The 22,576-nt window shown below is 70.2% G+C and carries 22 protein-coding genes; 14 read left to right on the forward strand and 8 right to left on the reverse strand.

Annotated elements, in window-relative coordinates; translation table 11 throughout:
* Positions 1–19: 19 nt before the first annotated feature.
* From ACWGO0_RS01565 to ACWGO0_RS01610, 10 genes are all read left to right on the forward strand, one after another.
* A complete protein-coding gene (locus ACWGO0_RS01565) occupies positions 20–985 on the forward strand; it encodes a Rossmann-like and DUF2520 domain-containing protein (RefSeq protein WP_453526277.1) in 966 nt (321 codons plus the stop codon).
* Positions 982–2,025: a pantoate--beta-alanine ligase gene (gene panC / locus ACWGO0_RS01570; protein ID WP_453526280.1), complete on the forward strand. Its 1,044-nt coding sequence runs from the start codon at positions 982–984 to the stop codon at positions 2,023–2,025. Before ACWGO0_RS01565 ends, panC begins: the two co-directional genes overlap by 4 nt.
* On the forward strand, positions 2,022–3,767 hold the full coding sequence (locus ACWGO0_RS01575) for an L-aspartate oxidase (protein WP_453526283.1): 1,746 nt from the start codon (positions 2,022–2,024) through the stop codon (positions 3,765–3,767). The genes panC and ACWGO0_RS01575 overlap by 4 nt, the downstream gene beginning before the upstream one ends.
* Positions 3,764–4,801: a carboxylating nicotinate-nucleotide diphosphorylase gene (gene nadC, locus ACWGO0_RS01580; RefSeq protein WP_453526286.1), complete on the forward strand. Its 1,038-nt coding sequence runs from the start codon at positions 3,764–3,766 to the stop codon at positions 4,799–4,801. Before ACWGO0_RS01575 ends, nadC begins: the two co-directional genes overlap by 4 nt.
* A complete protein-coding gene (locus ACWGO0_RS01585; protein ID WP_453526289.1) occupies positions 4,801–5,598 on the forward strand; it encodes a type III pantothenate kinase in 798 nt (265 codons plus the stop codon). Before nadC ends, ACWGO0_RS01585 begins: the two co-directional genes overlap by 1 nt.
* Positions 5,599–5,736: 138 nt before the next feature.
* Positions 5,737–6,330: a hypothetical protein gene (locus ACWGO0_RS01590; RefSeq protein WP_453526401.1), complete on the forward strand. Its 594-nt coding sequence runs from the start codon at positions 5,737–5,739 to the stop codon at positions 6,328–6,330.
* 68 nt (positions 6,331–6,398) lie between these two features.
* Positions 6,399–6,578 (forward strand): hypothetical protein, encoded by a 180-nt coding sequence (locus ACWGO0_RS01595; protein WP_453526292.1) that lies wholly within the window; start codon positions 6,399–6,401, stop codon positions 6,576–6,578.
* 113 nt (positions 6,579–6,691) lie between these two features.
* Positions 6,692–7,126, forward strand: coding sequence for a BlaI/MecI/CopY family transcriptional regulator (locus ACWGO0_RS01600; protein ID WP_185300123.1), 435 nt, complete (start codon positions 6,692–6,694; stop codon positions 7,124–7,126).
* Positions 7,127–7,135: 9 nt separating this feature from the next.
* The gene (locus ACWGO0_RS01605) at positions 7,136–7,705 is read left to right on the forward strand and encodes an amino-acid N-acetyltransferase (RefSeq protein WP_453526295.1); all 570 of its coding nucleotides are present in this window, start codon (positions 7,136–7,138) and stop codon (positions 7,703–7,705) included.
* Between the two features lie 144 nt (positions 7,706–7,849).
* Complete coding sequence (locus ACWGO0_RS01610) at positions 7,850–8,185, forward strand: histone-like nucleoid-structuring protein Lsr2 (protein WP_453526298.1); 336 nt, start codon at positions 7,850–7,852, stop codon at positions 8,183–8,185.
* Here the strand turns inward: ACWGO0_RS01610 and ACWGO0_RS01615 are convergent.
* Positions 8,164–8,748: an SCO3374 family protein gene (locus ACWGO0_RS01615; RefSeq protein ID WP_453526301.1), complete on the reverse strand. Its 585-nt coding sequence runs from the start codon at positions 8,746–8,748 to the stop codon at positions 8,164–8,166. The two genes, ACWGO0_RS01610 and ACWGO0_RS01615, sit on opposite strands and share 22 nt — an antisense overlap.
* A gap of 429 nt (positions 8,749–9,177) precedes the next feature.
* On the opposite strand from ACWGO0_RS01615, the gene ACWGO0_RS01620 reads away from it, so the two are divergent.
* A complete protein-coding gene (locus tag ACWGO0_RS01620) occupies positions 9,178–11,709 on the forward strand; it encodes an ATP-dependent Clp protease ATP-binding subunit (protein WP_453526304.1) in 2,532 nt (843 codons plus the stop codon).
* A gap of 859 nt (positions 11,710–12,568) precedes the next feature.
* Positions 12,569–13,315 (forward strand): M23 family metallopeptidase, encoded by a 747-nt coding sequence (locus tag ACWGO0_RS01625; RefSeq protein WP_453526307.1) that lies wholly within the window; start codon positions 12,569–12,571, stop codon positions 13,313–13,315.
* Positions 13,316–13,322: 7 nt separating this feature from the next.
* On the opposite strand, the gene ACWGO0_RS01630 is transcribed toward ACWGO0_RS01625, so the two are convergent.
* Positions 13,323–13,907, reverse strand: a complete 585-nt coding sequence (locus tag ACWGO0_RS01630) for a TetR/AcrR family transcriptional regulator (RefSeq protein WP_453526404.1) — start codon at positions 13,905–13,907, stop codon at positions 13,323–13,325.
* A gap of 142 nt (positions 13,908–14,049) precedes the next feature.
* On the opposite strand from ACWGO0_RS01630, the gene ACWGO0_RS01635 reads away from it, so the two are divergent.
* Positions 14,050–15,627, forward strand: coding sequence for an MDR family MFS transporter (locus ACWGO0_RS01635; RefSeq protein WP_453526310.1), 1,578 nt, complete (start codon positions 14,050–14,052; stop codon positions 15,625–15,627).
* On the opposite strand, the gene cseC is transcribed toward ACWGO0_RS01635, so the two are convergent.
* From cseC to ACWGO0_RS01660, 5 genes are all read right to left on the reverse strand, one after another.
* A complete protein-coding gene (gene cseC / locus ACWGO0_RS01640; protein WP_453526407.1) occupies positions 15,624–17,129 on the reverse strand; it encodes a two-component system sensor histidine kinase CseC in 1,506 nt (501 codons plus the stop codon). The two genes, ACWGO0_RS01635 and cseC, sit on opposite strands and share 4 nt — an antisense overlap.
* Positions 17,018–17,731: a two-component system response regulator CseB gene (gene cseB, locus ACWGO0_RS01645; RefSeq protein ID WP_453526313.1), complete on the reverse strand. Its 714-nt coding sequence runs from the start codon at positions 17,729–17,731 to the stop codon at positions 17,018–17,020. Before cseB ends, cseC begins: the two co-directional genes overlap by 112 nt.
* A 39-nt stretch (positions 17,732–17,770) precedes the next feature.
* The gene (locus ACWGO0_RS01650; RefSeq protein WP_453526410.1) at positions 17,771–18,385 is read right to left on the reverse strand and encodes a hypothetical protein; all 615 of its coding nucleotides are present in this window, start codon (positions 18,383–18,385) and stop codon (positions 17,771–17,773) included.
* Positions 18,386–18,423: 38 nt separating this feature from the next.
* Complete coding sequence (locus tag ACWGO0_RS01655; RefSeq protein ID WP_453526316.1) at positions 18,424–19,044, reverse strand: SigE family RNA polymerase sigma factor; 621 nt, start codon at positions 19,042–19,044, stop codon at positions 18,424–18,426.
* A gap of 147 nt (positions 19,045–19,191) precedes the next feature.
* On the reverse strand, positions 19,192–20,094 hold the full coding sequence (locus tag ACWGO0_RS01660) for an A/G-specific adenine glycosylase (protein ID WP_453526319.1): 903 nt from the start codon (positions 20,092–20,094) through the stop codon (positions 19,192–19,194).
* A gap of 242 nt (positions 20,095–20,336) precedes the next feature.
* Between ACWGO0_RS01660 and ACWGO0_RS01665 the strand changes: the two genes are divergently transcribed.
* A complete protein-coding gene (locus tag ACWGO0_RS01665) occupies positions 20,337–21,158 on the forward strand; it encodes a hypothetical protein (RefSeq protein ID WP_453526412.1) in 822 nt (273 codons plus the stop codon).
* 227 nt (positions 21,159–21,385) lie between these two features.
* Here the strand turns inward: ACWGO0_RS01665 and disA are convergent, their stop codons facing one another.
* A complete protein-coding gene (gene disA / locus ACWGO0_RS01670; RefSeq protein WP_453526322.1) occupies positions 21,386–22,510 on the reverse strand; it encodes a DNA integrity scanning diadenylate cyclase DisA in 1,125 nt (374 codons plus the stop codon).
* Positions 22,511–22,576: the final 66 nt, after the last annotated feature.

A 22,576-nucleotide genomic window follows, 5' to 3' on the forward strand; every position in this document is an offset into this window, starting at 1 on the left:
AACGGAAGGCCATCGCCGCGTGAATACGACAACTTCGAAGGACTCCCTCGACGCGAGGGACCGCCCCGCCCGCCTCACGGTCGGCGTCGTCGGCGCCGGCCGGGTGGGCCCCGCCCTCGCCGCCGCGCTCCAGCTCGCCGGGCACCGCCCGGTGGCGGTGTCGGGTGTCTCCGACGCCTCGGTGCGCCGGGCGGCGGCCCTGCTCCCCGACGTACCCCTGGTGCCGCCCGCCGAGGTGTTGGCGCGCGCCGAACTGGTGCTGCTGACCGTCCCCGACGACGCGCTGCCCGGTCTGGTCGAGGGACTTGCCGAGACCGGCGCCGTACGCCCGGGACAGCTGATCGTCCACACGTCGGGGCGGTACGGGACCAAGGTGCTCGACCCCGCCCGGCGGGCCGGGGCGCTGCCCCTCGCCCTGCACCCGGCGATGACGTTCACCGGCAGCTCCGTCGACGTCCAGCGGCTGGCGGGCTGCTCGTTCGGCGTCACAGCCCCCGTGGAGCTGAGACTCGCCGCCGAGGCCCTGGTCATCGAGATGGGCGGCGAGCCCGAATGGATCGCGGAGGAGTCCCGTCCGCTCTACCACGCGGCGCTCGCCCTCGGTGCGAACCACCTGGTCACCCTGGTCGCCGAGGCCATGGAACTGCTGACGAAGGCCGGGGTCTCCGCCCCCGACCGGATGCTCGGCCCGCTCCTCGGGGCGGCGCTCGACAACGCCCTGCGCTCCGGCGACGCGGCGCTGACCGGACCCGTCGCCCGCGGTGACGCGGGTACGGTCGCGGCGCACATCGGCGAGCTGCGCGCGCACGCCCCGGAGACGGTGGCCGGATACCTCGCGATGGCCCGCGCCACGGCCGGCCGGGCCCTCGCGCACGGCATGCTCAAGCCCGAGCTCGCGGAGGACCTGCTCGACGTCCTGGCCGACGGCGGCAGGGGCGCCGGCACGGGCGGCCCCGAAGGCGCCGGACCGGGGGAGGCCCGATGAGCGCCCCGCACCCGGGCGCCGAGGCCGCCTCGGAGTCCACTCCCGCCCTCCTGCACACCGCGTCCGAACTGCACGCACTGCACCGCCCGGCCGGGGCGCGACGCGTCGTCGTCATGACGATGGGCGCACTCCACGAAGGCCACGCCACCCTGATCCGTACCGCACGCTCCGCCGCGGGCCCGGCCGGCCAGGTCGTGGTCACCGTCTTCGTGAACCCGCTCCAGTTCGGTGAGGCGGCCGACCTCGACCGCTACCCGCGCACGCTCGACGCCGACCTCGCGGTCGCCGCCGCGGCGGGCGCCGACGTGGTCTTCGCACCCTCGGCCGACGAGGTCTACCCCGGCGGCGAACCCCAGGTCCGCATCACCGCGGGCCCCATGGGCGAGCGCCTGGAAGGCGCCGCGCGCCCCGGGCACTTCGACGGCATGCTCACCGTCGTCGCCAAGCTGCTCCACCTCACCCGCCCCGACGAGGCGCTCTACGGGCAGAAGGACGCCCAGCAGCTGGCGCTGATCCGCCGCATGGTGCGTGATCTCAACTTCGGCGTCGAGATCACGGGCGTACCCACCGTCCGCGACCCCGACGGCCTCGCGCTCTCCAGCCGCAACCGTTTCCTCTCGGCGCAGGAGCGGCACACCGCGCTCGCACTGCCCCGGGCCCTGTTCGCGGCCCGCGACCGGCTGGCCGCCCAGCAGGCACTGCACGAGCGCGCGACGGCCACCACGGCGAGCGTGAGCCGGGTCGCGGGGCTCGCCGCGCTCGGTGAGTCCCGCGCGGCGGCCGACACCCAGGCCGTGGCATTGGCCCGGCCCAGCGGCGGCCCCGCGGCGGTCCGGGCCGCGGCCCGCCTCGTCCTGGACGACGCCTCCAGGGAACAGCCGCCGCTCGCCGTGGACTATCTCGCCCTCGTCGATCCGGCGGACTTCACCGAGATCCCCGACGACCGCGACCACGGCGAGGCGATCCTCGCCGTGGCGGCCCGGGTGGGCGCCACCCGGCTGATCGACAACATCCCGCTGACCTTCGGAGCCCTCACGTGACCGGAATACGGCTGACCGCCCCCGCCCCCGGCTGGGCCATCGACGCGGACGTCGTCGTGGTCGGCTCGGGCGTGGCCGGTCTCACCACCGCACTGCGCTGTGCCGCCGCCGGCCTCGCCACCGTCGTCGTCACCAAGGCCCGCCTCGACGACGGGTCCACCCGCTGGGCGCAGGGCGGCATCGCGGCGGCACTCGGCGAGGGCGACACCCCCGAACAGCACCTCGCGGACACCCTGGTCGCGGGCGCGGGCCTCTGCGACGAGACGGCGGTGCGCACCCTGGTCACCGAGGGTCCCGACGCCGTGCGCAGGCTGATCGACACCGGCGCGCTCTTCGACAAGACGGAGAGCGGCGACATCGCCCTGACCCGCGAGGGCGGCCACCACCGCCGCCGCATCGCGCACGCGGGCGGCGACGCGACGGGCGCCGAGATCTCCCGTGCCCTGGTCGAGGCGGTGCGCTCGGCGGCCCTCCACACCATCGAGAACGCCCTGGTACTGGACCTCCTCACCGACGCCGAAGGCCGTACGGCGGGAGTCACCCTGCACGTCATGGGCGAGGGTCAGCACGACGGTGTGGGCGCGGTCCGTGCCCCCGCGGTCGTCCTCGCCACCGGCGGCATGGGCCAGGTCTTCTCCGCCACCACCAACCCGTCGGTGTCCACGGGCGACGGCGTGGCCCTGGCGCTGCGGGCCGGCGCAGAGGTCTCCGACCTGGAGTTCGTCCAGTTCCACCCGACGGTCCTGTTCCTCGGCGCGGACTCGGAGGGCCAGCAGCCCCTCGTATCGGAAGCGGTACGGGGCGAGGGCGCCCACCTGGTCGACGCGTCCGGGACACGCTTCATGCTCGGGCAGCACGAGCTGGCGGAGCTGGCCCCGCGCGACATCGTCGCCAAGGCCATCACCCGCCGGATGCACGAGCACGGCACCGAGCACATGTATCTGGACGCCCGTCACTTCGGCGCCGAGATGTGGGAGCACCGCTTCCCCACCATCCTGGCGGCCTGCCGCGCCCACGGCATCGACCCGGTCACCGAACCGGTCCCGGTCGCTCCCGCCGCGCACTACGCCTCGGGCGGCATCCGCACCGACCTCGGCGGCCGTACGACGGTCCCCGGGCTCTACGCGTGCGGCGAGGTCGCCTGTACGGGCGTGCACGGCGCGAACCGGCTGGCCTCCAACTCCCTTCTCGAAGGTCTGGTCTTCGCGGAGCGCATCGCGGACGGCATCGTGCGGGACCGGCCGGAGCGTACGGAGGCGGTGGAGCCCGTCGGCGGCAGCACCTCGCCCCTCCTGGTCCCCGAATCGCGTGCGGCGATCCAGCGGATCATGACGCGGGGCGCCGGAGTCATCCGCTCCGCGGCCAGTCTCGCCACCGCGGCCCAGGAGCTGGACGCCCTGCACCGCACCGCCGCCGACGACGCGGACGCGGCCGAACCCAAGGTGGCCGTGCCCGGCGTGGACGCCTGGGAGGCCACCAACCTGCTCCTGGTCTCGCGGGTCCTGGTCGCCGCGGCCCGTGAGCGCGAGGAGACGCGCGGCTGCCACTGGCGCGAGGACCGGCCCGACCGGGACGACGAGCACTGGCGCCGCCACCTCGTCGTACGCATCGCCCCCGACCGGCGGCTGGTCGTCGGCCGTACGGAGACCGCCGCATTCCCGCCCGTACGGGCCACCGAGACACCAGACTGCTCAAGCACCCCGAACCACCACGCCGACGCCCCCGAGGAGCCGCAACCGTGAGCACGCCCGAAGAGAATCCGCGCCCCACGCCCGTGGACGTACCGCTGATCCAGATCGGCGCGCCCGCTCCCGCCGCGGACGGCTGCGGCGACGGCTGCGGCTGCGCCGACGGGTACGACCCCGACGGCCTGGAGTGCGGTCTGGACCCGGCCCTCGCCCAGTTGCTGGCCGACGCCGGTCTTGACCCCGTCCAGGTCGAGGACGTCGCCCATGTCGCGATCGAGGAGGACCTCGACGGCGGGGTGGACGTCACGACCGTGGCGACGGTCCCCGAGGACGCCGTGGTGACCGGTGACTTCACCGCGCGCGAGGCGGGCGTCGTCGCCGGAATCCACATCGCGGAAGCGGTTCTCTCGATCGTCTGTACGGACGAGTTCGAGGTCGAGCGGCACGTCGAGGACGGCGACCGCGTCGCCCCCGGCCAGAAGCTGCTGACCGTCACCACCCGCACCCGTGACCTGCTCACCGGCGAGCGCAGCGCCCTCAACCTGCTCTGCAGGCTCTCGGGCATCGCGACCGCCACGCGCGCCTGGGCCGATGTGCTCGAAGGCACGAAGGCCAAGGTCCGCGACACCCGCAAGACGACCCCCGGACTGCGTGCGATGGAGAAGTACGCGGTGCGCTGCGGCGGCGGCGTCAACCACCGCATGTCGCTCTCGGACGCGGCGCTCGTCAAGGACAACCACGTGGTCGCGGCGGGCGGTGTGGCGGAGGCGTTCAAGCGGGTCAGGGAAGCGTTCCCCGACGTACCGATCGAGGTCGAGGTCGACACGCTGCAGCAGGTCCGCGAGGTCCTGGACGCGGGCGCCGACCTGATCCTGCTGGACAACTTCACCCCGTCGCAGACGGAGGAGGCGGTGGCCCTCGTCGGCGGCCGTGCCGTGCTGGAGTCCTCCGGCCGGCTCTCCCTCGACTCCGCGCGCGCCTACGCAGCGGCGGGCGTCGACTACCTGGCCGTCGGCGCGCTCACCCACTCCTCGCCGATCCTCGACATCGGCCTGGACTTCCGCGACACCGATGGGGCCGGCATCTGATGCTGCTCACCATCGACGTCGGCAACTCGCACACCGTCCTCGGCCTGTTCGACGGCGAGGAGATCGTCGAGCACTGGCGGATCTCGACCGATTCCCGTCGTACGGCGGACGAGCTCGCCGTACTGCTCCAGGGCCTGATGGGCATGCACCCGCTGCTCGGGGTGGAGCTCGGCGACGGTATCGAGGGGATCGCGATCTGCTCGACCGTCCCCGCGGTGCTGCACGAGCTCCGCGAGGTCACCCGCCGGTACTACGGAGACGTCCCGGCGATCCTCGTGGAGCCGGGCGTCAAGACCGGTGTGCCGGTCCTGACGGACAACCCGAAGGAGGTCGGCGCCGACCGCATCATCAACGCGGTCGCCGCGGTCGAGCTCTACGGCGGTCCGGCGATCGTGGTGGACCTCGGCACGGCCACCACCTTCGACGCGGTCTCGGCGCGCGGGGAGTACACCGGCGGCGTGATCGCGCCCGGCATCGAGATCTCGGTGGAGGCGCTCGGGGTCAAGGGCGCCCAGCTCCGCAAGATCGAGCTGGCCAGGCCGCGCAGCGTCATCGGCAAGAACACCGTCGAAGCCATGCAGTCCGGCATCGTGTACGGCTTCGCGGGCCAGATCGACGGCGTCGTGACGCGGATGAAGAAAGAGCTCGCGGCCGACCCGGACGACGTCACCGTCATCGCGACCGGTGGCCTTGCTCCGATGGTGTTGGGGGAGTCCTCCGTCATCGACGAACACGAGCCCTGGCTGACGCTCATCGGCCTGCGTCTCGTGTACGAGCGCAACATCGCCCGGCTCTGAGGCACGCGGCGCAACCTGCGGGAACGGTCCTGGCGGCGCGTCGGAGGACGCCGCGCCGCCGACGGCCAGTTAAGCGGATTTTGTCCGTTTAGCACGTATTGTCGCGTTATGCCCACGCCCTACGGATCACGCGGCGGCATGGCGTTCAGCGCGGACGAGCTGCGTGTGCTCCGACGCGTTCTCGCCATCGCCCTCCACCCCACGCCCCTGCCCGAAGAGGATGTCCAGGACTGCCTGCGGCTCGCGGGGGCCGTGGACGAGGCGGTCGGTGAGGCGGGTCGGCTGCGCGCGTTCCTGCTCGCCGATCTCGCCCGCTACCGCGATGCCCTCCCCGGCTCCGTCTCCGGCTACCTGGAGCTCCTCCAGGACGCCCTGGCCGCCGGATACGACCCCCGCCCCGACGATCTGGCCGCCCTGCGCGCACTGCGCGGGAAACCGCTCGCGGCGGCGCTCCTGGAGCGCTGCCAGGTGCTCGCGGAGCGCTCGGTCCGCGCCCGCCTCGCCGGCCGCGCGGTCGCCGTGACGGCCCCGGCCCCCCGCAGCCGCCTGCTCGCCCTGCCGGGCGGCCTCGCCGCCGCCAAGGAACCCGACCGCCCCAAGGCCCCGCCGGTACCGGCCCGCCCCCCGGCTCCCGCGGAGCGCCCCGGAGAGCGCCCCATGCCGAAGCCCTCCGAGGTCTTCCCGCCCCGCCGTCGCCCCGTGACCCCGTCCGAGGAACGCGCCGCGGGATGACAGGTCCGCCGCGCCCTCCCCGGGAGGGCGCGGTCTCCGGCCGGGCGGGGCTCGCTACTCTGGACGGCATGGACTACGTATCCGCGCTCCTGCCCCCCGTGGTGATGGCCGCTTTCTTCATCGGTCTTGTCGTGACGATCGTCAAGAGTCAGGGCGGTCCGAACAAGGCCAAGGAGGACGCGGCCGTGGATGCCGCGATCTCCCGTGCGGAGTCGGTCCACCAGAACCCACGGGCCGAAGGCGTCTGACCGCGCCCGACCCAGGACCCGAGAAGGGCGTACGGCTCGTGAGTGACGAGCTGTACGCCCTTTTGCTGTGTAAATAACAGTCCATTCCAGACATCTAGCACTAAGGTGACGCTGTGCCTCGCCAATTGGGAGAGCTGGAAGACGCCGTGATGACACGGGTCTGGCAATGGAACCGTCCGGTCACCGTGCGGGAAGTTCTTGAGGACCTTCAGCAGGAACGGTCCATCGCGTACACGACCGTCATGACGGTAATGGACAATCTCCATCAGAAGGGCTGGGTACGCAGGGAAGTAGACGGCCGCGCATATCGATATACGGCGGTCTCGACCCGTGCCGCGTACTCGGCCGCACTGATGAACGAAGCCTGGTCCCGCAGTGACAACCCCGCAGCGGCTCTTGTCGCCTTCTTCGGCATGATGTCGGCCGAACAGCGCGAGGCTCTCCAGGACGCGATGCGTATGGTTCTGCCCACCTTCCCCGAAGCGCCCGCAAGTCCGGCCGGTGAGACAACCCCGGCCGATGACACGGAGCCGGAGACCGGGCGATAGCGTCTGGGCATGTCCTCAGAGCTGCCGCAAACCCAGCCGGATACCGAGTTTCATACCGACCCGTCGGTAAATAGGCCCGCCATCACCGTCCGACGCGCCAGGACCACCGATGTGACATCGGTGCGCGGTCTCCTTGACGGGTACGTCTCCGAGGGCATCCTGCTCGACAAAGCAACGGTGACGCTTTACGAGGACATCCAGGAGTTCTGGGTCGCGGAACGCGACGAGGACGCCCGCGTCATCGGTTGCGGCGCACTCCATGTGATGTGGGAAGACCTCGCCGAAGTGCGCACTCTTGCCGTCGACCACAGCATCAAGGGCGCAGGAGTGGGGCACCAAGTGCTGGACAAGCTCTTGCAGACCGCGCGCTGGCTGGGGGTGCGCAGGGTTTTCTGTCTCACCTTCGAAGTGGACTTCTTCGCGAAGCACGGCTTCGTCGAGATCGGAGAGACGCCGGTCGACACAGATGTCTACAGTGAGCTGCTGCGTTCCTATGACGAGGGTGTCGCGGAGTTCCTCGGTCTCGAACGAGTGAAGCCGAACACCTTGGGCAACAGCCGGATGCTTCTGCACCTGTGATCGGCAGAAGACGCCGGAACCCTATGTCCGAATCGCGCATGTTTCCCGCGTTCTTGCACTCCTGAACCTCTCCCAGGGGTTTGTGTTTTCCGGGGAAAAGCGGTTTCCTTTCCGCGTACTACATTTTCGATGAAAGGAAATCCAGTGGCACAGAAGGTTCAGGTCCTTCTTGTCGATGACCTCGACGGCGGCGAGGCGGACGAGACAGTGACGTTCGCACTTGACGGCAAGACGTACGAGATCGACCTCACCACGACCAACGCGGACAAGCTCCGTGGTCTTCTTGAGCCGTACACCAAGGGTGGCCGTCGCACCGGTGGCCGCGCAGCGACCGGCCGTGGCAAGGGCCGCGCCGTCGTCGGTGGCAACAAGGACACTGCCGAGATCCGTAAGTGGGCCCGCGAGAACGGCCACAATGTGAATGACCGCGGCCGTGTTCCCGCGGAGATCCGTGAGGCTTACGAGAAGGCCAACGGCTGAGCTGTCGGCCTTTCGGTCAGCAGCCCGGTCCGGGCACGCGTCAGCCGCGCCCGGTGGCATTCCGTCGCGGTCACGTCCACCAGTCGTGCGAGATCGGGAACATCCCCACCCCTGTTCCCGAAGCCGGCGAGAGCCGGGAGCACCGGCTCGACCTCATGCCTCGGCTCGGGGGGCCGCAGCCAGAGCGCGGCCCCCGGCGAGCCGGCCGACCGGCCCGGCGGTGCCGGGGCGGTGATCCAGCCGCCGGTACCGACGGCGGTCAGATCCAGGGCGATGCCGCCCCACTCCAGCCAGTCGAGCAGCCCCGGCAACTCATCGGAGCTTCCCGCGGCCACCAGCAGCCGCATCCGCTGCCCGTCCAGCGCCACAGGGCCCGTACGCCCCAGCCGCCGCAGCGCGGCGTGACCGGCGTCGGCAGGCAGCTCCAGCACGTCGAAACGCAGCCCGGTCAGCAGGCGCACCGGCGGGCCGTCGGCCGTGGCCCAGCCCAGCTCGCGTTCGTACCAGCGCGCCCAGTCGTCGGCTTCGGGCGACGAGCGGGGAGGCGGGACGGTGAGGGCCATGCCCGATGAACCGTCGAATCACCCCCGGGGTTACGCAGAGTCCGCGAGTGATTGCCCGGAGTGGCCGTCGCGGGGGCGTGTGGACGTATACGGGAGCGCAAAGATGTTCGCCCGTAGCTGAGGGAACCGGTGCGCGCCGCATGGACTGTCAGTGATTGCGGGTAAGACATCCCTAGTGGGAAGGGGCGACACGCAGGTCGATACGTCTCACGTTCGCCATCGGCGTACTGGCGAAAGGGGTATCTGCCTGGCCTGCGGGAACATCGTCTCGCACCATCGGGTTGGAGCAGTTGTCGGCGTTCCGGGCAGGAGGCCAAGAACGGGTGTCGGCAGTTGGAATGAGCGGTCCCCGCTTGCGGGACTAAGCTGCGGAAGGACAGGGAGGGGACCGACCCCTTACTGCCTGACCGCTCTGAGGAGCGATTAACGATGTTCGAGAGGTTCACCGACCGCGCGCGGCGGGTTGTCGTCCTGGCTCAGGAAGAAGCCCGGATGCTCAACCACAACTACATCGGCACCGAGCACATCCTCCTGGGCCTGATCCACGAGGGTGAGGGTGTCGCCGCTAAGGCCCTGGAGAGCCTCGGGATTTCGCTCGAGGCGGTCCGCCAGCAGGTGGAGGAGATCATCGGTCAGGGCCAGCAGGCCCCGTCCGGACACATCCCCTTCACTCCCCGAGCCAAGAAGGTCCTGGAGCTCTCGCTCCGCGAGGCCCTTCAGCTGGGCCACAACTACATCGGCACCGAGCACATCCTGCTCGGCCTGATCCGCGAGGGCGAGGGCGTCGCAGCCCAGGTCCTCGTGAAGCTGGGCGCCGACCTGAACCGGGTGCGGCAGCAGGTCATCCAGCTGCTCTCCGGGTACTCGGGAGGCAAGGAGGCGGCCACAGCAGGCGGCCCCGCGGAGGGCACGCCCTCCACGTCCCTGGTGCTCGACCAGTTCGGCCGGAATCTCACCCAGGCCGCTCGTGAATCCAAGCTCGACCCGGTCATCGGGCGCGAGAAGGAGATCGAGCGGGTCATGCAGGTGCTGTCCCGCCGTACCAAGAACAACCCGGTTCTCATCGGCGAGCCCGGCGTCGGCAAGACGGCGGTCGTCGAGGGCCTGGCACAGGCCATCGTCAAGGGCGAGGTGCCCGAGACCCTCAAGGACAAGCACCTCTACACGCTCGACCTCGGTGCCCTGGTCGCGGGTTCCCGCTACCGCGGTGACTTCGAGGAGCGCCTGAAGAAGGTCCTCAAGGAGATCCGCACCCGCGGCGACATCATCCTGTTCATCGACGAGCTCCACACCCTGGTGGGTGCGGGCGCCGCCGAGGGCGCGATCGACGCCGCGAGCATCCTCAAGCCCATGCTGGCGCGAGGCGAGCTCCAGACCATCGGCGCCACGACGCTCGACGAGTACCGCAAGCACCTGGAGAAGGACGCCGCTCTCGAGCGACGCTTCCAGCCCATCCAGGTCGCGGAGCCGTCGCTGCCGCACACCATCGAGATCCTCAAGGGCCTGCGCGACCGTTACGAGGCCCATCACCGGGTCTCCATCACGGACGAGGCGCTGGTCCAGGCCGCGACGCTGGCCGACCGGTACATCTCGGACCGCTTCCTGCCGGACAAGGCGATCGACCTGATCGACGAGGCCGGTTCCCGGATGCGCATCCGCCGGATGACCGCGCCGCCGGACCTCCGCGAGTTCGACGAGAAGATCGCGGGTGTCCGCCGCGACAAGGAGTCGGCGATCGACTCCCAGGACTTCGAGAAGGCGGCGTCTCTCCGCGACAAGGAGAAGCAGCTGCTGGCGGCGAAGACCAAGCGGGAGAAGGAGTGGAAGGCCGGCGACATGGACGTCGTCGCCGAGGTCGACGGCGAGCTCATCGCCGAAGTCCTGGCCACGGCCACCGGCATCCCGGTCTTCAAGCTGACGGAGGAGGAGTCCTCCCGTCTGCTGCGCATGGAGGACGAGCTCCACAAGCGCGTCATCGGGCAGAAGGACGCCATCAAGGCCCTCTCGCAGGCGATCCGCCGTACGCGAGCCGGTCTGAAGGACCCGAAGCGCCCCGGTGGCTCGTTCATCTTCGCCGGTCCGTCCGGTGTCGGTAAGACCGAGCTCTCCAAGACGCTCGCCGAATTCCTCTTCGGCGACGAGGACGCGCTGATCTCCCTCGATATGTCGGAGTTCAGCGAGAAGCACACGGTTTCCCGCCTCTTCGGTTCGCCCCCCGGTTACGTGGGCTACGAAGAGGGCGGCCAGCTCACCGAGAAGGTGCGCCGCAAGCCGTTCTCCGTCGTCCTCTTCGACGAGGTCGAGAAGGCCCACCCCGATATCTTCAATTCCCTGCTCCAGATTCTGGAAGACGGTCGCCTGACCGACTCCCAGGGCCGGGTCGTGGACTTCAAGAACACGGTCATCATCATGACGACCAACCTCGGGACCCGGGACATCTCCAAGGGCTTCAACCTGGGCTTCGCCGCCCAGGGCGACGTCAAGACGAACTACGAGCGGATGAAGGTCAAGGTCAACGAAGAGCTCAAGCAGCACTTCAGGCCCGAATTCCTCAACCGCGTCGACGACACGGTCGTCTTCCACCAGCTGACCGAGGAAGACATCATCCAGATCGTCGACCTCATGGTCGCCAAGGTGGACGAGCGCCTCAAGGACCGCGACATGGGCATCGAGCTCAGCTCCGAGGCCAAGGCGCTCCTGGCGAAGAAGGGCTACGACCCCGTGATGGGCGCCCGGCCGCTGCGCCGGACGATCCAGCGCGAGATCGAGGACATCCTCTCCGAGAAGATCCTCTTCGGTGAGCTGCGCCCCGGTCACATCGTGGTCGTCGGAACCGAGGGCGAGGGCGAGGAGAAGAAGTTCTCGTTCCGCGGCGAGGAGAAGGCGGCACTGCCCGACGTTCCTCCGATCGAGCAGGCGGCAGGCGGCGCCGGCCCGAACATGACGAAGGACGCCTCGTAGCGTCTTAGTCAGCAGTACGAAGGGGCTGCCCCGGACCGTTATCGGTTCCGGGGCAGCCCCTTTTGCCGTGGGCGGTCCGCGGTCAGGGGCGGAGGCCGACGCCTTCGACGCCGTGCCACGCCCCCACAGAGGACCGGATGTCCTCGTTCCGCATCGGTAGGAGCCGTAACTCCTCGAAGTCTGCGACTTCAGCCAGTCCGGTTCGACGGCCGGCGGGCGTACGGTCGCCACGCACCGGACGCCTGGATAGCGCTCCAGCAGCCGCGACAGCCAGTCGTGCGCCTCGTCGCCGTCCTCGTGCGGGACCTCGTCCAGGCCGTCGACCAGCAGCAGCGCCTGGCCTGATGCCAGGGCCCGGGGAAGGTGCCGCCCCGGGCCCGCAGCGTGCGCAGGGGGACGGCGAAGGGCGCGAGGCTGTGCTGGGCCGCTTCCCCGTCAGCGTGGTCAGCGTGCGTGCCGAAGGTCCCGAATCGGAAGGTCTTTGGTCCCATGGGCGGTGACAAGGCGCACAGGCCGAAAGAGGCCTACTAGCCGGGTTAGGAGTAGGGGCCGTGACCGTGGGAGGGACCTTCGTCCCGGGCCGGGAGGGGCCATTCGGCGATACGGGGCGATGTGCCCGGAAGGCCGGGCTGTGTCCGTTTAGGACCGTTTCGAACTGGGGTTAAACCCGATCCGGAAAATAGTTCTCCGGGCTACGCGAGGGCTTGTCCGACGGGCCGTCGGCAACGGATTCCCGGTACCCCGACTACGGCTTTTCTTCGTAGATGGGGTGTTTGTGCCGGGCCTGGGGCGCGGGTTACCAAGGTGGAGCACGTCCGGCAGAACGCCGGTTCCACTCACCACCGGAGGACTTCCCCGTATGTCGAAGCGCGTTACGTTCCAGCAGTCCGCCCGCCCGTCCCTGTCCCGAGTCCGTGGCACCGTGGTCGCCGCTTCCGTGGGTGCATCGATGGTGCTCGGTGCGGGCGCGGCGTTCGCGGCCTCCGGTACGGCGAACACCACCGGCACCGCGGCTCTCGCCGGCTCCGTCACCGCCCAGTCCGTCGCCAAGCAGGCGGACTCGCAGAGCAAGGCGGCCACGTCCGCCAAGCAGGCGGCGGCCGAGAAGTCGGCGAAGGCGAAGCAGGCGGCCAAGAACAAGGCCGCCGCGGCGAAGAAGAAGGCCGCTGCCGCGAAGAAGAAGGCCTCCTCCTGGGAGGCCCCCGTCGAGAAGTACACGCTGAGCGCCACCTACGGCACCGGCGGCGCCCGCTGGGCCGCGAAGCACTCCGGCCAGGACTTCGCCGTCCCGGTCGGCACCAAGGTCGAGGCCGCCCACGCCGGCACCGTGGTCAAGGCCGGCCCGAACGGCGGCGGCGACGGTCCCGCGTACGGCAACGCCGTCGTGATCAAGCACTCCAACGGCAAGTACTCGCAGTACGCGCACCTGTCGAAGATCAACGTCAAGATCGGCCAGTCCGTGAAGACCGGCCAGAAGATCGCTCTTTCCGGCAACACCGGAAACTCCAGCGGCCCGCACCTGCACTTCGAGATCCGGACCACCCCGAACTACGGTTCCGCGCTGAACCCGGTCTCGTTCCTGCGTTCCGTGAACGTCTCGCTCTGACGGGGAACTACGCGGGGTGACCCGGGTCGTGTGCCCGGGTGACCAGTTCGACGGCGACCTCCAGGACAGCCTTGCGCTTGTCCTCGGGGTCGCCTTCGGCGTCTCTGAGGGCGAACAGGGTGGCGTGCATGGTGAAGAGCGCGCTGATGCAGCGGACCTGGTCGGTGAGTGACGCCTCGGGGTCCTTGATCAGGTCGGTCAGGGCGATGACCCGGCTCTTGATGGTGTCGCCGATGCTCAGGTCCCGTACGGTCGCCTGGTTCTCGTGCATGAAGCGGAAGAGCGGGGCGGCGACGGTGAGCGCTTCGCTGTAGCGGGCCAGGATCTCCTTCTTCGTCGCCAGGGTGTGCGGCTGCTCCTTACCCCAGGCGATCAGCTCTTCGATGGGCCGGTTGAGGTCCTCGAAGATGCTGTTGAGGATGTCTTCCTTGGTCTTGAAGTGGTAGTACAGGGCGGCCTTGGTGACATCGAGCTGCTCTGCGATCTCGCGGAGCGACGTCTTCTCGTACCCCTGCTCGGCGAAGAGCTCCAGGGCCACGTCCTGAATGCGCTGGCGCGTGTTGCCGCGCCGCGGCTGAGGCGTGCTGCCCATGCTCATGGTGCTCTCTCCCAAACTTACTTGACGCCCGGCTAGTTACGGGTCTACCGTCCCCAGTGTAGTCAGCTAGCCGGGCGGCAAGTAAGTCCCTCGGTGGGCCGGGGAACAGCGGATGGGCAGCAGGGGAGTGGGGACCATGGCGGAGGACCTGAAGAAGGCGGCGGACAGCACGGCGCCCGGGAAACCGGAGCGCAGCGTCCGCGTGGTGATCCTGGCGTTGATGATCGCGATGCTGCTGGCCATGCTCGACAACCTGATCGTCGGCACCGCGATGCCGACCATCGTCGGCGACCTCGGCGGCATGGAGCATCTGTCCTGGGTGGTCACCTCCTACACCCTGGCCACGGCCGCCTCCACCCCCATCTGGGGCAAGCTCGGCGACATGTACGGCCGCAAGGGCGTCTTCCTCGTCTCCATCGTGATCTTCCTGATCGGCTCGGTCCTGAGCGGAATGGCCCAGGACATGGGCCAGCTGATCGGCTTCCGGGCGATCCAGGGCCTCGGCGCGGGCGGACTGATGGTCGGCGTCATGGCGATCATCGGCGATCTGGTGCCGCCGCGGGAGCGCGGCAAGTACCAGGGCATGATGGCCGGCGTCATGGCGATCGCCATGATCGGCGGACCGCTGGTCGGCGGCACCATCACCGACCACCTGGGCTGGCGCTGGAGCTTCTACATCAACCTGCCGCTCGGCGCGGTCGCGCTGGCCATGGTCACCGCCGTACTGCACCTGCCGAAGACGCAGCGCAGGAAGGCGAAGGTCGACTACCTGGGTGCCGGGCTGCTGACCGTGGGCATCACCGCGATCGTGCTGGTCACCACCTGGGGCGGTACGGAGTACGCCTGGAGCTCGGCCGTGATCATGGAGCTCGTCGCACTCGGCGTGGCCTCCCTCGTCGGCTTCGTCTTCGTCGAGACGAAGGCGGCCGAGCCGATCATTCCGCTGCACATCTTCCGGAATCTCAACTTCACGCTGATGTCGGTCATCGGCTTCATGGCCGGCTTCGTGATGTTCGGCGCCGTGCTCTTCCTGCCTCTCTTCCAGCAGTCCGTCCAGGGCGCGTCGGCGACCAACTCCGGTCTGCTGCTCCTGCCGATGCTGCTCGCGATGATGATCGTCTCGCTGATCGCGGGCCGTGTCACCACCAGCACCGGCAAGTACAAGATCTTCCCGATCGTCGGCAGCGCCCTGATGGTGGCGGGCCTGTTCCTGCTCGCGCAGATGGACACCGGAACCTCGCGGTTCACCTCCGGCATCTACATGGCGGTGCTCGGCGCAGGCATGGGCTTCCTGATGCAGATCACGATGCTCGTCGCGCAGAACAGCGTCGAGCTCAAGGACATGGGCGTCGCTTCGTCCGCGACCACCCTGTTCCGTACGCTCGGCAGCTCCTTCGGTGTCGCGATCATGGGCGCGCTGTTCACCGGACGGGTGCAGGACGAGATGGCCGCGCGCGGCGGCGGAGGCGCCACGGAGAAGTCCGCGCAACTGGACGCGGCGAGCCTCGCGAAGCTTCCGGTCGCGATGCGTGAGGCGTACGAGTACGCCGTGGCATCCGGCACGCACATCGCCTTCCTGGTGGGCGGCTCGGTCTCCGTGCTCGCCCTGCTGGCGGCGCTGTTCGTCAAGGAGGTCCCGCTGCGGGGCGCCGCGGCCCCGGAGGCCCCCGCCGACGCGCCGCCCTCGCCGGCCAAGGAGTCGCAGACCGTCTAGGAGCGAACGTCCGGCAGACGTTTCCTGCCGAGTCGCCGGACGGGCTTGTTCTTCACGAGCCCGTCCGGCCTCCGCTGTTCCGCCAGCTGGAGGACCGGGAAGCTGCCGGTGTCCGTCGGCGCGTGCTCCGGCAGCCACAGCACGGCGACCGCGCCGCCCGCCCCCTCGGAACCGTCCTCCGGGGCCACATTGCGGAAGGTCAGCCTGGCGCCCAGCACCCGCGCCTGGCCCGCCGCGATCGTCAGCCCCAGGCCGTGCCCGTGCCCGGCCCGGTCACTGCTCCCGGTACGGAACCGGCTCGGCCCCTCCCGAAGCAGCTCCGCCGGGAACCCGGGCCCGTGGTCGCGCACCCGTACCACCCGGCCCTCGACCGTGACCTCCACCGGCGAGGCCCCGTGCTTGGCGGCGTTCCCCAGCAGGTTGCCCAGAATGCGTTCCAGGCGCCGCGGATCGGTGGAGACCCACGACTCGTGGATCACCCGCACCGTGACGTCCGGGCCCAGCAGGGCGATCCGGCGGCTGACGAACTCGCCGAGCGGCAGCTCCTGAAGCTCCGCCCGCTCCGATGCGCTGTCCAGCCTCGCCACTTCGAGCACGTCCTCGACCAGCGTCCGCATCGCCTGCGCCCGGTCGCGTACGAGCTCGGTGGGGCGCCCCGGCGGCAGCAGCTCGGCCGCCGTGAGGAGCCCCGTCACGGGGGTGCGCAGCTCATGGGCGATATCGGCGGTGACCCGCCGCTCCGCTTCGATCCGCCCGTTCAGCGCGTCCGTCAGCGCGTCCACCGCGCCGGCCAGCTCATCGGTCTCGTCGCGGACGACTCCGCCGACGGCCTCCCTGACCCGTACCTCCGTATTGCCCTGCGCGACCTTGCCCGCCGCCGCTGCCGCCTTCCGCAGCCGGCGCGACAGCTGCCCGCCGATCAGCACGCCCAGCGCGGAGCCGCCCAGCACGACGGCGACCGAGCCGATGATCAGCGCCCGGTCGAGGTCGCCCATGATCGTGGCGCTGCGGTCGGCGAACCGGGTGTGCAGGGAGAGGATGTCGCCGTTGGCCAGCGGGACGGCCGCCCAGACGTCGGGCACGCCGTCCTCGTACTCGTCGACGTGGGTGGCACGGCGGTTGCCGCGGACCTCCTCGCGCAGGCTCGGCGGCAACGCCGGGTCGTTGAGCTTCGTGCCGAACTTGGGCGCGTTGTTCTTCGCGTTCGTCGCCTCGTACAGCCGCTGCGCGAACAGGAGCCGTTCCAGCTGCACCTCGCGCGCGTTCTCGATCATCGAGACGCGTGCCGCGTTGTGGACGACCAGGCTCAGCGCCACCGCGACGAGCGCGCCGACAGCGGCGATCGCGATGCTGATCTTCCAGCGGACGCCGGTCCGCAGGGCCCGTACCTTCATGCTCTGAGCTTGTATCCGAAGCCGCGGACCGTCTCGATCCGGTCCTGCCCGATCTTGGTCCGCAGCCGCTGCACATGGACGTCGACGACCCGGGTGTCGCCGCCCCAGCCGTAGTCCCAGACCCGCTCCATCAGCTTGTCGCGCGAGAGCACGGTGCCCGGGACGGAGGAGAATTCGAGCAGCAGCCGCATCTCGGTGGGCGTGAGCCCCACCGGCCGGCCTCCGCGGCGCACCTCCATGCCCTCGGTGTCGATCTCCAGGTCGCCGAAGACGAGCACGCCGCCGGCCTCGTACGGGGACTCGGCGCCCGTACCGCCCTGCTGTGCGCCGGTACCCGCCGCATGGCCGAAACGGCGCAGTACGGCGCGGATGCGGGCGACGAGGACCGCCCCGTCGAACGGCTTGGTGACGTAGTCGTCCGCCCCGGCCTCCAGGCCGAGCACCACGTCGATCGAGTCGGCGCGCGCCGACAGCATGATCACGGGCACGGTCGACTCGTCCCGGATACGGCGGCACAGGCTGACCCCGTCCAGACCCGGCACCATCACGTCGAGCAGGGCGATGTCCGGGCGGTCGGCCCGGAACGCCTCCAGGCCGGAGAGGCCGTCCGGCATCGCGGTGACGACGAATCCGTCCCGCTCCAGCGCGAGCTGGGTGGCCTCGCGGATCACGTCGTCGTCCTCGACGAAGAGGACGTGGGTCTCGGCCATGCGACTGCTTTCCGTTGCTTCCGTACGGTCGGTTCTCGGTCAGTTCCTGGACGGATCCACCGGCTCGGGGAGCTCGCCCTCCCCGCTGCCGACGGCCCGGTTGAAGTCGTTGTGCACACGGTCGTGCTCGCTGAACCGGTCGTCGGCCCAGCGATAGGTGATCACTTCCTCGCCGGAGGGGTACGCGACCGAGTCCTTCGATCCGTACACCTGCGTCGTCACCACCAGATCACCGCGGTCGATCGTCCCGTAGACCGCGGGCATCTCGGCCGCGAAGACGTTGTCGTACGAGCCGTCGTCCCGCGGGCGGTAGACATAGGTGCCGATGCCCACCGAATCACCGCAGGTCATCACGTTGACCACGACATCGGCCGCGGGTCCGTCGGTCAGTGATCCGTACGAGGTGTCGACGGGGTACTCGTCACCGGAGCAGGGCTTGAGATCGGTCCTGACCTGCGGGCTCACCTCGGAGTCCTTCTTCAGGAGCGTCACGGCGTCGACCCGCCGGGTGGGCTGCGCCGTCGACGACGGGGCGGCGAGCGTGGGGGTGACCTGGGCGACCGGCTGCGTACCGGCCGGGCCCTCGTCGCGGGTGCCCGTACCGCCCGCGGAACAGCTGACGCAGAACAGTCCGAAGGCGGCGAGCCCGGCCATCGCCGTGCTGCTCGCCGCCAGTCCGGCACGGATTCCTGTCAGGCCGCGCACCGCTCCCGCCCCCGCTCGTCGTGACGCCCGTCCTGCCGCGCCGGTGTGTGCGCACGCACCGATGGCACGGGCGTGCTGCGCGCGTCCGCCTCGCGGCTGTGGGCCTCCCGGCTCATCGCCTCGCGGCTCTCCAGCTCCTGACGCAGTCGCGCCAGCGCCCGGTGCAGCGTGCTCTTCACCGTACCCGCCGACATACCGAGAGCAGCGGCCGTCTCCTCCGTGCTCATCTGCTCCCAGTGTCGCAGCACGACGACGCTGCGCTGCTTGGGAGCCAGCACGCCCAGGACGTCCATCAGCAGGGCACGGTCGGCGCGCTGCTCCGTACCGTCCTCGACGCTCGCGTCGGGAAGCTGCTCGGTGGGGACCTCTTCGAGCTTGCGGGCCCGCCACCACTCCGTACGCGTGTTGATCATGACGCGGCGCAGATAGGCGTCGGCGAGGGACTTGTCGGCGATGCCGTCCCAGCGGCCGTACGTACGCACCAGAGCGGTCTGCAACAGGTCCTGCGCGTCCACGGGGTCGGGCACGAGACGCCGGGCACTGCGCAGCAGGGCATCCTGCCGGGTACGTACGTAGTCCTCGAATGCGAGCACCTCGCCCTGCGCCATTACAACCGCCTCCGTCCCCGTGGATCCCCGTCTTCACTGCTTTCGAAGACGCTACGGAGGCGTTGTCACGAGGCTGTCCGGAGCAGCCATACGCGGACGCACGGCTGCCCATCGGTTGTGTAACAGCGCAGGCGAGTGGGGCGGGGCTCAGGTCAGCGGCAGCCGGTACTGGCCGTCCGGCAGCGGCTCGACCAAGCCGTCGGCGACCAGGCCGTCGAGCGCACGGGCCCGCTGCACGGGTTCGTCCCACACCGCGTCGAGTGCGGACTGACCGACCGGTGCCACCGCCTCACGCAGTACGGCGAGCAGCCGGCCCCGCACCTGCCGGTCCGTACCGGCGTACGTCTGGCCCCGCCGCGGCGGCCCCTGGTGTGCGGGCTTCCCGGCCAGCAGCCAGGCGCACTGTCCTGAGATGGGGCAGCGCGAGCAGTCCTCGTTCTTCGCGGTGCACACCAGCGCGCCGAGCTCCATCGTCGCGGCGGCCCAGTGGGCCGCGCGCTCGTCCTCCTCGGGGAGCAGCGCCCGCGCGAGCTTGCGCTCGGCGGCCGTGGTCGCGTTCGGCGGGTACTGGATGCCGGTCGCGGCGCGGGCGAACACCCGGCGGACGTTCGTGTCGAGCACCGCGTGGCGTTGTCCGTACGCGAACGAGGCAACGGCCGCCGCCGTGTACTCGCCGATGCCGGGCAGCGCCAGCAACTGGTTGTGCTCGCTCGGCACGTCGCCGCCGTGCCGTTCAGTTATCGCCTGCGCGGCTCCGTGCAGGCGCAGGGCACGGCGGGGGTAGCCGAGGCGGCCCCAGGCGCGGACCGCTTCACCCGGCGCGTCGGCGGCCAGGTCGGCGGGGCGCGGCCAGCGGGCCATCCACTGCTCGTACACGGGGAGGACTCGGCTCACCGGGGTCTGCTGCAGCATGAACTCGCTCACCATCACACCCCAGGCGCCCGCTTCGGGGCGGCGCCAGGGGAGATCGCGGGCGTGCTGCTCGAACCACCCGATGACGGGGGTGTGGAGGGATGCGGGGGGCGTGTGTGTCGAAGTCGTGGCAGTCATCGCACCGACGATCCTGGCACGGAAGGCGGGGCGATGGTCACGGGCGGAGGGGTGTCGCCCCTCCGGAGGGCCCAGGAGGTGACGACGCCACCCGTTCTGTCCCCTCTGCCCGTGCCGGGACCGCCGTGCCGGGACCTGTTTCAGTGATCACCGTGATGATGATCAGCAAAACTTGAGGATCAGAGCGGCGGGTGGGGCGGGAGTTGGCCCGGATCTCTCGTAGAGTTTGCGCCGTGGGATCTATGCGCAATCCGGTCGGGCCGCTTCCCTCCTCCATCTACTGGCGACGGAGGGCAGTTGCGGCATCCCTGGCTGCGCTGCTCGCACTGCTGATCGCATGGGCCGTCACTTCCGGTGGGGGCAACGGGAACAGCGGCGACGCGAAGGCCAACGGGCCCGACCCGCGCACCTCGATCACCCCCGGCCCCTCGGGCTCGGGACCCGCGATCAGCCAACAGCCGGGAGGACGCGACGAGTCCGGCGGCGACGCGGGCTCGGACGGCAGCAACGGCGACACCGGGACCGGCGGTACGGGCGGAGCCGGCACCGCGGGATCCGACGGTGCCACGTCCTCCGGTACGGCCTCGGCCGGCACCGGACCGGGCGGCGATTCGGGCGCCGGCGGAACAACGGGCCAGCAGGTACCGGCCGGTTCCCCGCTCCCCGACTGCAAGCCCACTGCCCTGCGGCTGACCCTGAAGACCGAGGTCAGTTACGGCCCCGACGACAAGCCGGTGTTCCAGCTGATCGCCAAGAACACCACGGCCACCGACTGCAAGGCCGACCTCGGCCCGAAGAACGCGGTGCTCACCATCACGGAGGCCGGCGGTGAGGACGACCGGATCTGGTCCTCCGAGGACTGCCCGGCCGCCGCCGGCCCCCTGTTCCTGAAGATCCCCGCCGGTGCGACGGTCGTCCACACGGTGGAGTGGAACCGGAAGAAGAGCAGCCCCAAGTGCGCTACCGCCCCCACGACGGAGGCGGGCCCCGGCACGTATCTGCTGGAGGCCAAGGCTCCGGGCGAACCGCTGCAACGAGCCTCGTTCGTCCTGCCGAAGGACTAGGGCCTGTCCGGCGGATCATGGCCGGGGTCACGCCGCCTGGCACGGCACCTCGCCGCGTTGCCGAAACGCCCGCATAGCTCCGCTATGAGGACGCTCCGGCGCCTTGCGATGCACCGCACCAGACGCCGCGCCCTATCCGACCCTGATCCACCGGACAGGCCCTAGGGCCTGTCCGGCGGGCGAAGCGGTCGCCGGAGGCACCGGCGCCGCTTTGCTCCCGTCGCTCCCTAGACGTACCGCTCGAGAATCGAAGACTCCGCCAGTCGCGAAAGCCCCTCGCGCACGCTTCGAGCCCGCGCCTCGCCGACCCCGTCGACCGTCTGGAGGTCGTCCACGCTCGCTGCGAGCAGCTTCTGCAGACCACCGAAGTGCTCCACCAGCCGCTCGATGATCGCCCCCGGCAGCCGCGGCACCTTCGCCAGCAGCCTGAATCCCCGCGGCGACACCGCGGAGTCCAGCGTCTCCGGCGAACCGCTGTACCCCAACGCCCGTGCGACGACCGGCAGTTCCAGCAGCTCCGGATGGGACAGCGCGTCCAGCTCCGTCAGCGCCTCCGCGACCGTACGGGACCGCTTCGCGGTCGGCTCCGGCACGTAGTCGCGTACGACGAGCTCCCGCTCCGGCTCCACGCCCGCGATCAACTCGTCCAGCTGGAGGGAGAGAAGCCGGCCGTCCGTGCCCAGCTCCACCACGTACTCGGCGATCTCCGTCGCGATCCGGCGGACCATCTCCAGACGCTGCGCGACGGCCGTCACGTCCCGGACGGTCACCAGGTCCTCGATCTCCAGCGCGGAGAGCGTGCCGGCGACCTCGTCCAGCCGGAGCTTGTACCGCTCCAGCGTCGCGAGCGCCTGGTTGGCGCGCGACAGGATCGTGGAGGACTCCTCCAGGACCCGGCGCTCCCCGTCCACGTACAGCGCGATCAGGCGCATCGACTGGGAGACCGATACGACGGGGAAGACGCAGGCCTTCGAGACCCGGTCCGCCGTGCGGTGCCGGGTGCCGGTCTCCTCGGTGGGGATCGACGCGTCCGGAACCAGCTGTACGCCGGCCCGCAGGATCTTCGTCATGTCCTTGTCCAGGATCAGCGCACCGTCGAGCTTGCACAGCTCGCGCAGCCGCGTCGCGGTGAACTCCACGTCCAGCACGAATCCGCCGGTACACATGGATTCGACGGTTTTGTCCATGCCGAGGACGATCAGCCCGCCGGTATTGCCCCGGAGGATGCGCTCCAGACCGTCCCGCAGGGCCATTCCGGGCGCGACCGCGCTCAACGAGGCGCGCATCAGCGCCTCGTTACCCGTGCCTTGGCCGGACTTTCCGGGCGATGCTGCCCGGTCGTTGGCTGCCACTGCACTCCTCCGGTCACAGGTTTGCGGTGCCCTTAGGGCCTCTCGTTCGTCCCTCATACCGTTCGT

Source organism: Streptomyces sp. NPDC055749, assembly GCF_053617235.1.

What these genes read in the sequence shown, in the direction of transcription:
- ACWGO0_RS01590 (WP_453526401.1), top strand. Translation starts at nt 5,737, where the DNA reads ATGGCGTTCAGCGCGGACGAGCTGCGTGTGCTCCGACGCGTTCTCGCC.
- ACWGO0_RS01625 (WP_453526307.1), top strand. Translation starts at nt 12,569, where the DNA reads ATGTCGAAGCGCGTTACGTTCCAGCAGTCCGCCCGCCCGTCCCTGTCC.
- ACWGO0_RS01650 (WP_453526410.1), bottom strand. Translation starts at nt 18,385, where the DNA reads ATGGCCGGGCTCGCCGCCTTCGGACTGTTCTGCGTCAGCTGTTCCGCG.
- cseB (WP_453526313.1), bottom strand. Translation starts at nt 17,731, where the DNA reads ATGGCCGAGACCCACGTCCTCTTCGTCGAGGACGACGACGTGATCCGC.
- ACWGO0_RS01660 (WP_453526319.1), bottom strand. Translation starts at nt 20,094, where the DNA reads ATGACTGCCACGACTTCGACACACACGCCCCCCGCATCCCTCCACACC.
- ACWGO0_RS01635 (WP_453526310.1), top strand. Translation starts at nt 14,050, where the DNA reads ATGGCGGAGGACCTGAAGAAGGCGGCGGACAGCACGGCGCCCGGGAAA.
- ACWGO0_RS01655 (WP_453526316.1), bottom strand. Translation starts at nt 19,044, where the DNA reads ATGGCGCAGGGCGAGGTGCTCGCATTCGAGGACTACGTACGTACCCGG.
- ACWGO0_RS01595 (WP_453526292.1), top strand. Translation starts at nt 6,399, where the DNA reads ATGGACTACGTATCCGCGCTCCTGCCCCCCGTGGTGATGGCCGCTTTC.
- ACWGO0_RS01665 (WP_453526412.1), top strand. Translation starts at nt 20,337, where the DNA reads ATGCGCAATCCGGTCGGGCCGCTTCCCTCCTCCATCTACTGGCGACGG.
- ACWGO0_RS01615 (WP_453526301.1), bottom strand. Translation starts at nt 8,748, where the DNA reads ATGGCCCTCACCGTCCCGCCTCCCCGCTCGTCGCCCGAAGCCGACGAC.
- ACWGO0_RS01585 (WP_453526289.1), top strand. Translation starts at nt 4,801, where the DNA reads ATGCTGCTCACCATCGACGTCGGCAACTCGCACACCGTCCTCGGCCTG.
- ACWGO0_RS01605 (WP_453526295.1), top strand. Translation starts at nt 7,136, where the DNA reads ATGTCCTCAGAGCTGCCGCAAACCCAGCCGGATACCGAGTTTCATACC.
- panC (WP_453526280.1), top strand. Translation starts at nt 982, where the DNA reads ATGAGCGCCCCGCACCCGGGCGCCGAGGCCGCCTCGGAGTCCACTCCC.
- ACWGO0_RS01620 (WP_453526304.1), top strand. Translation starts at nt 9,178, where the DNA reads ATGTTCGAGAGGTTCACCGACCGCGCGCGGCGGGTTGTCGTCCTGGCT.
- ACWGO0_RS01630 (WP_453526404.1), bottom strand. Translation starts at nt 13,907, where the DNA reads ATGGGCAGCACGCCTCAGCCGCGGCGCGGCAACACGCGCCAGCGCATT.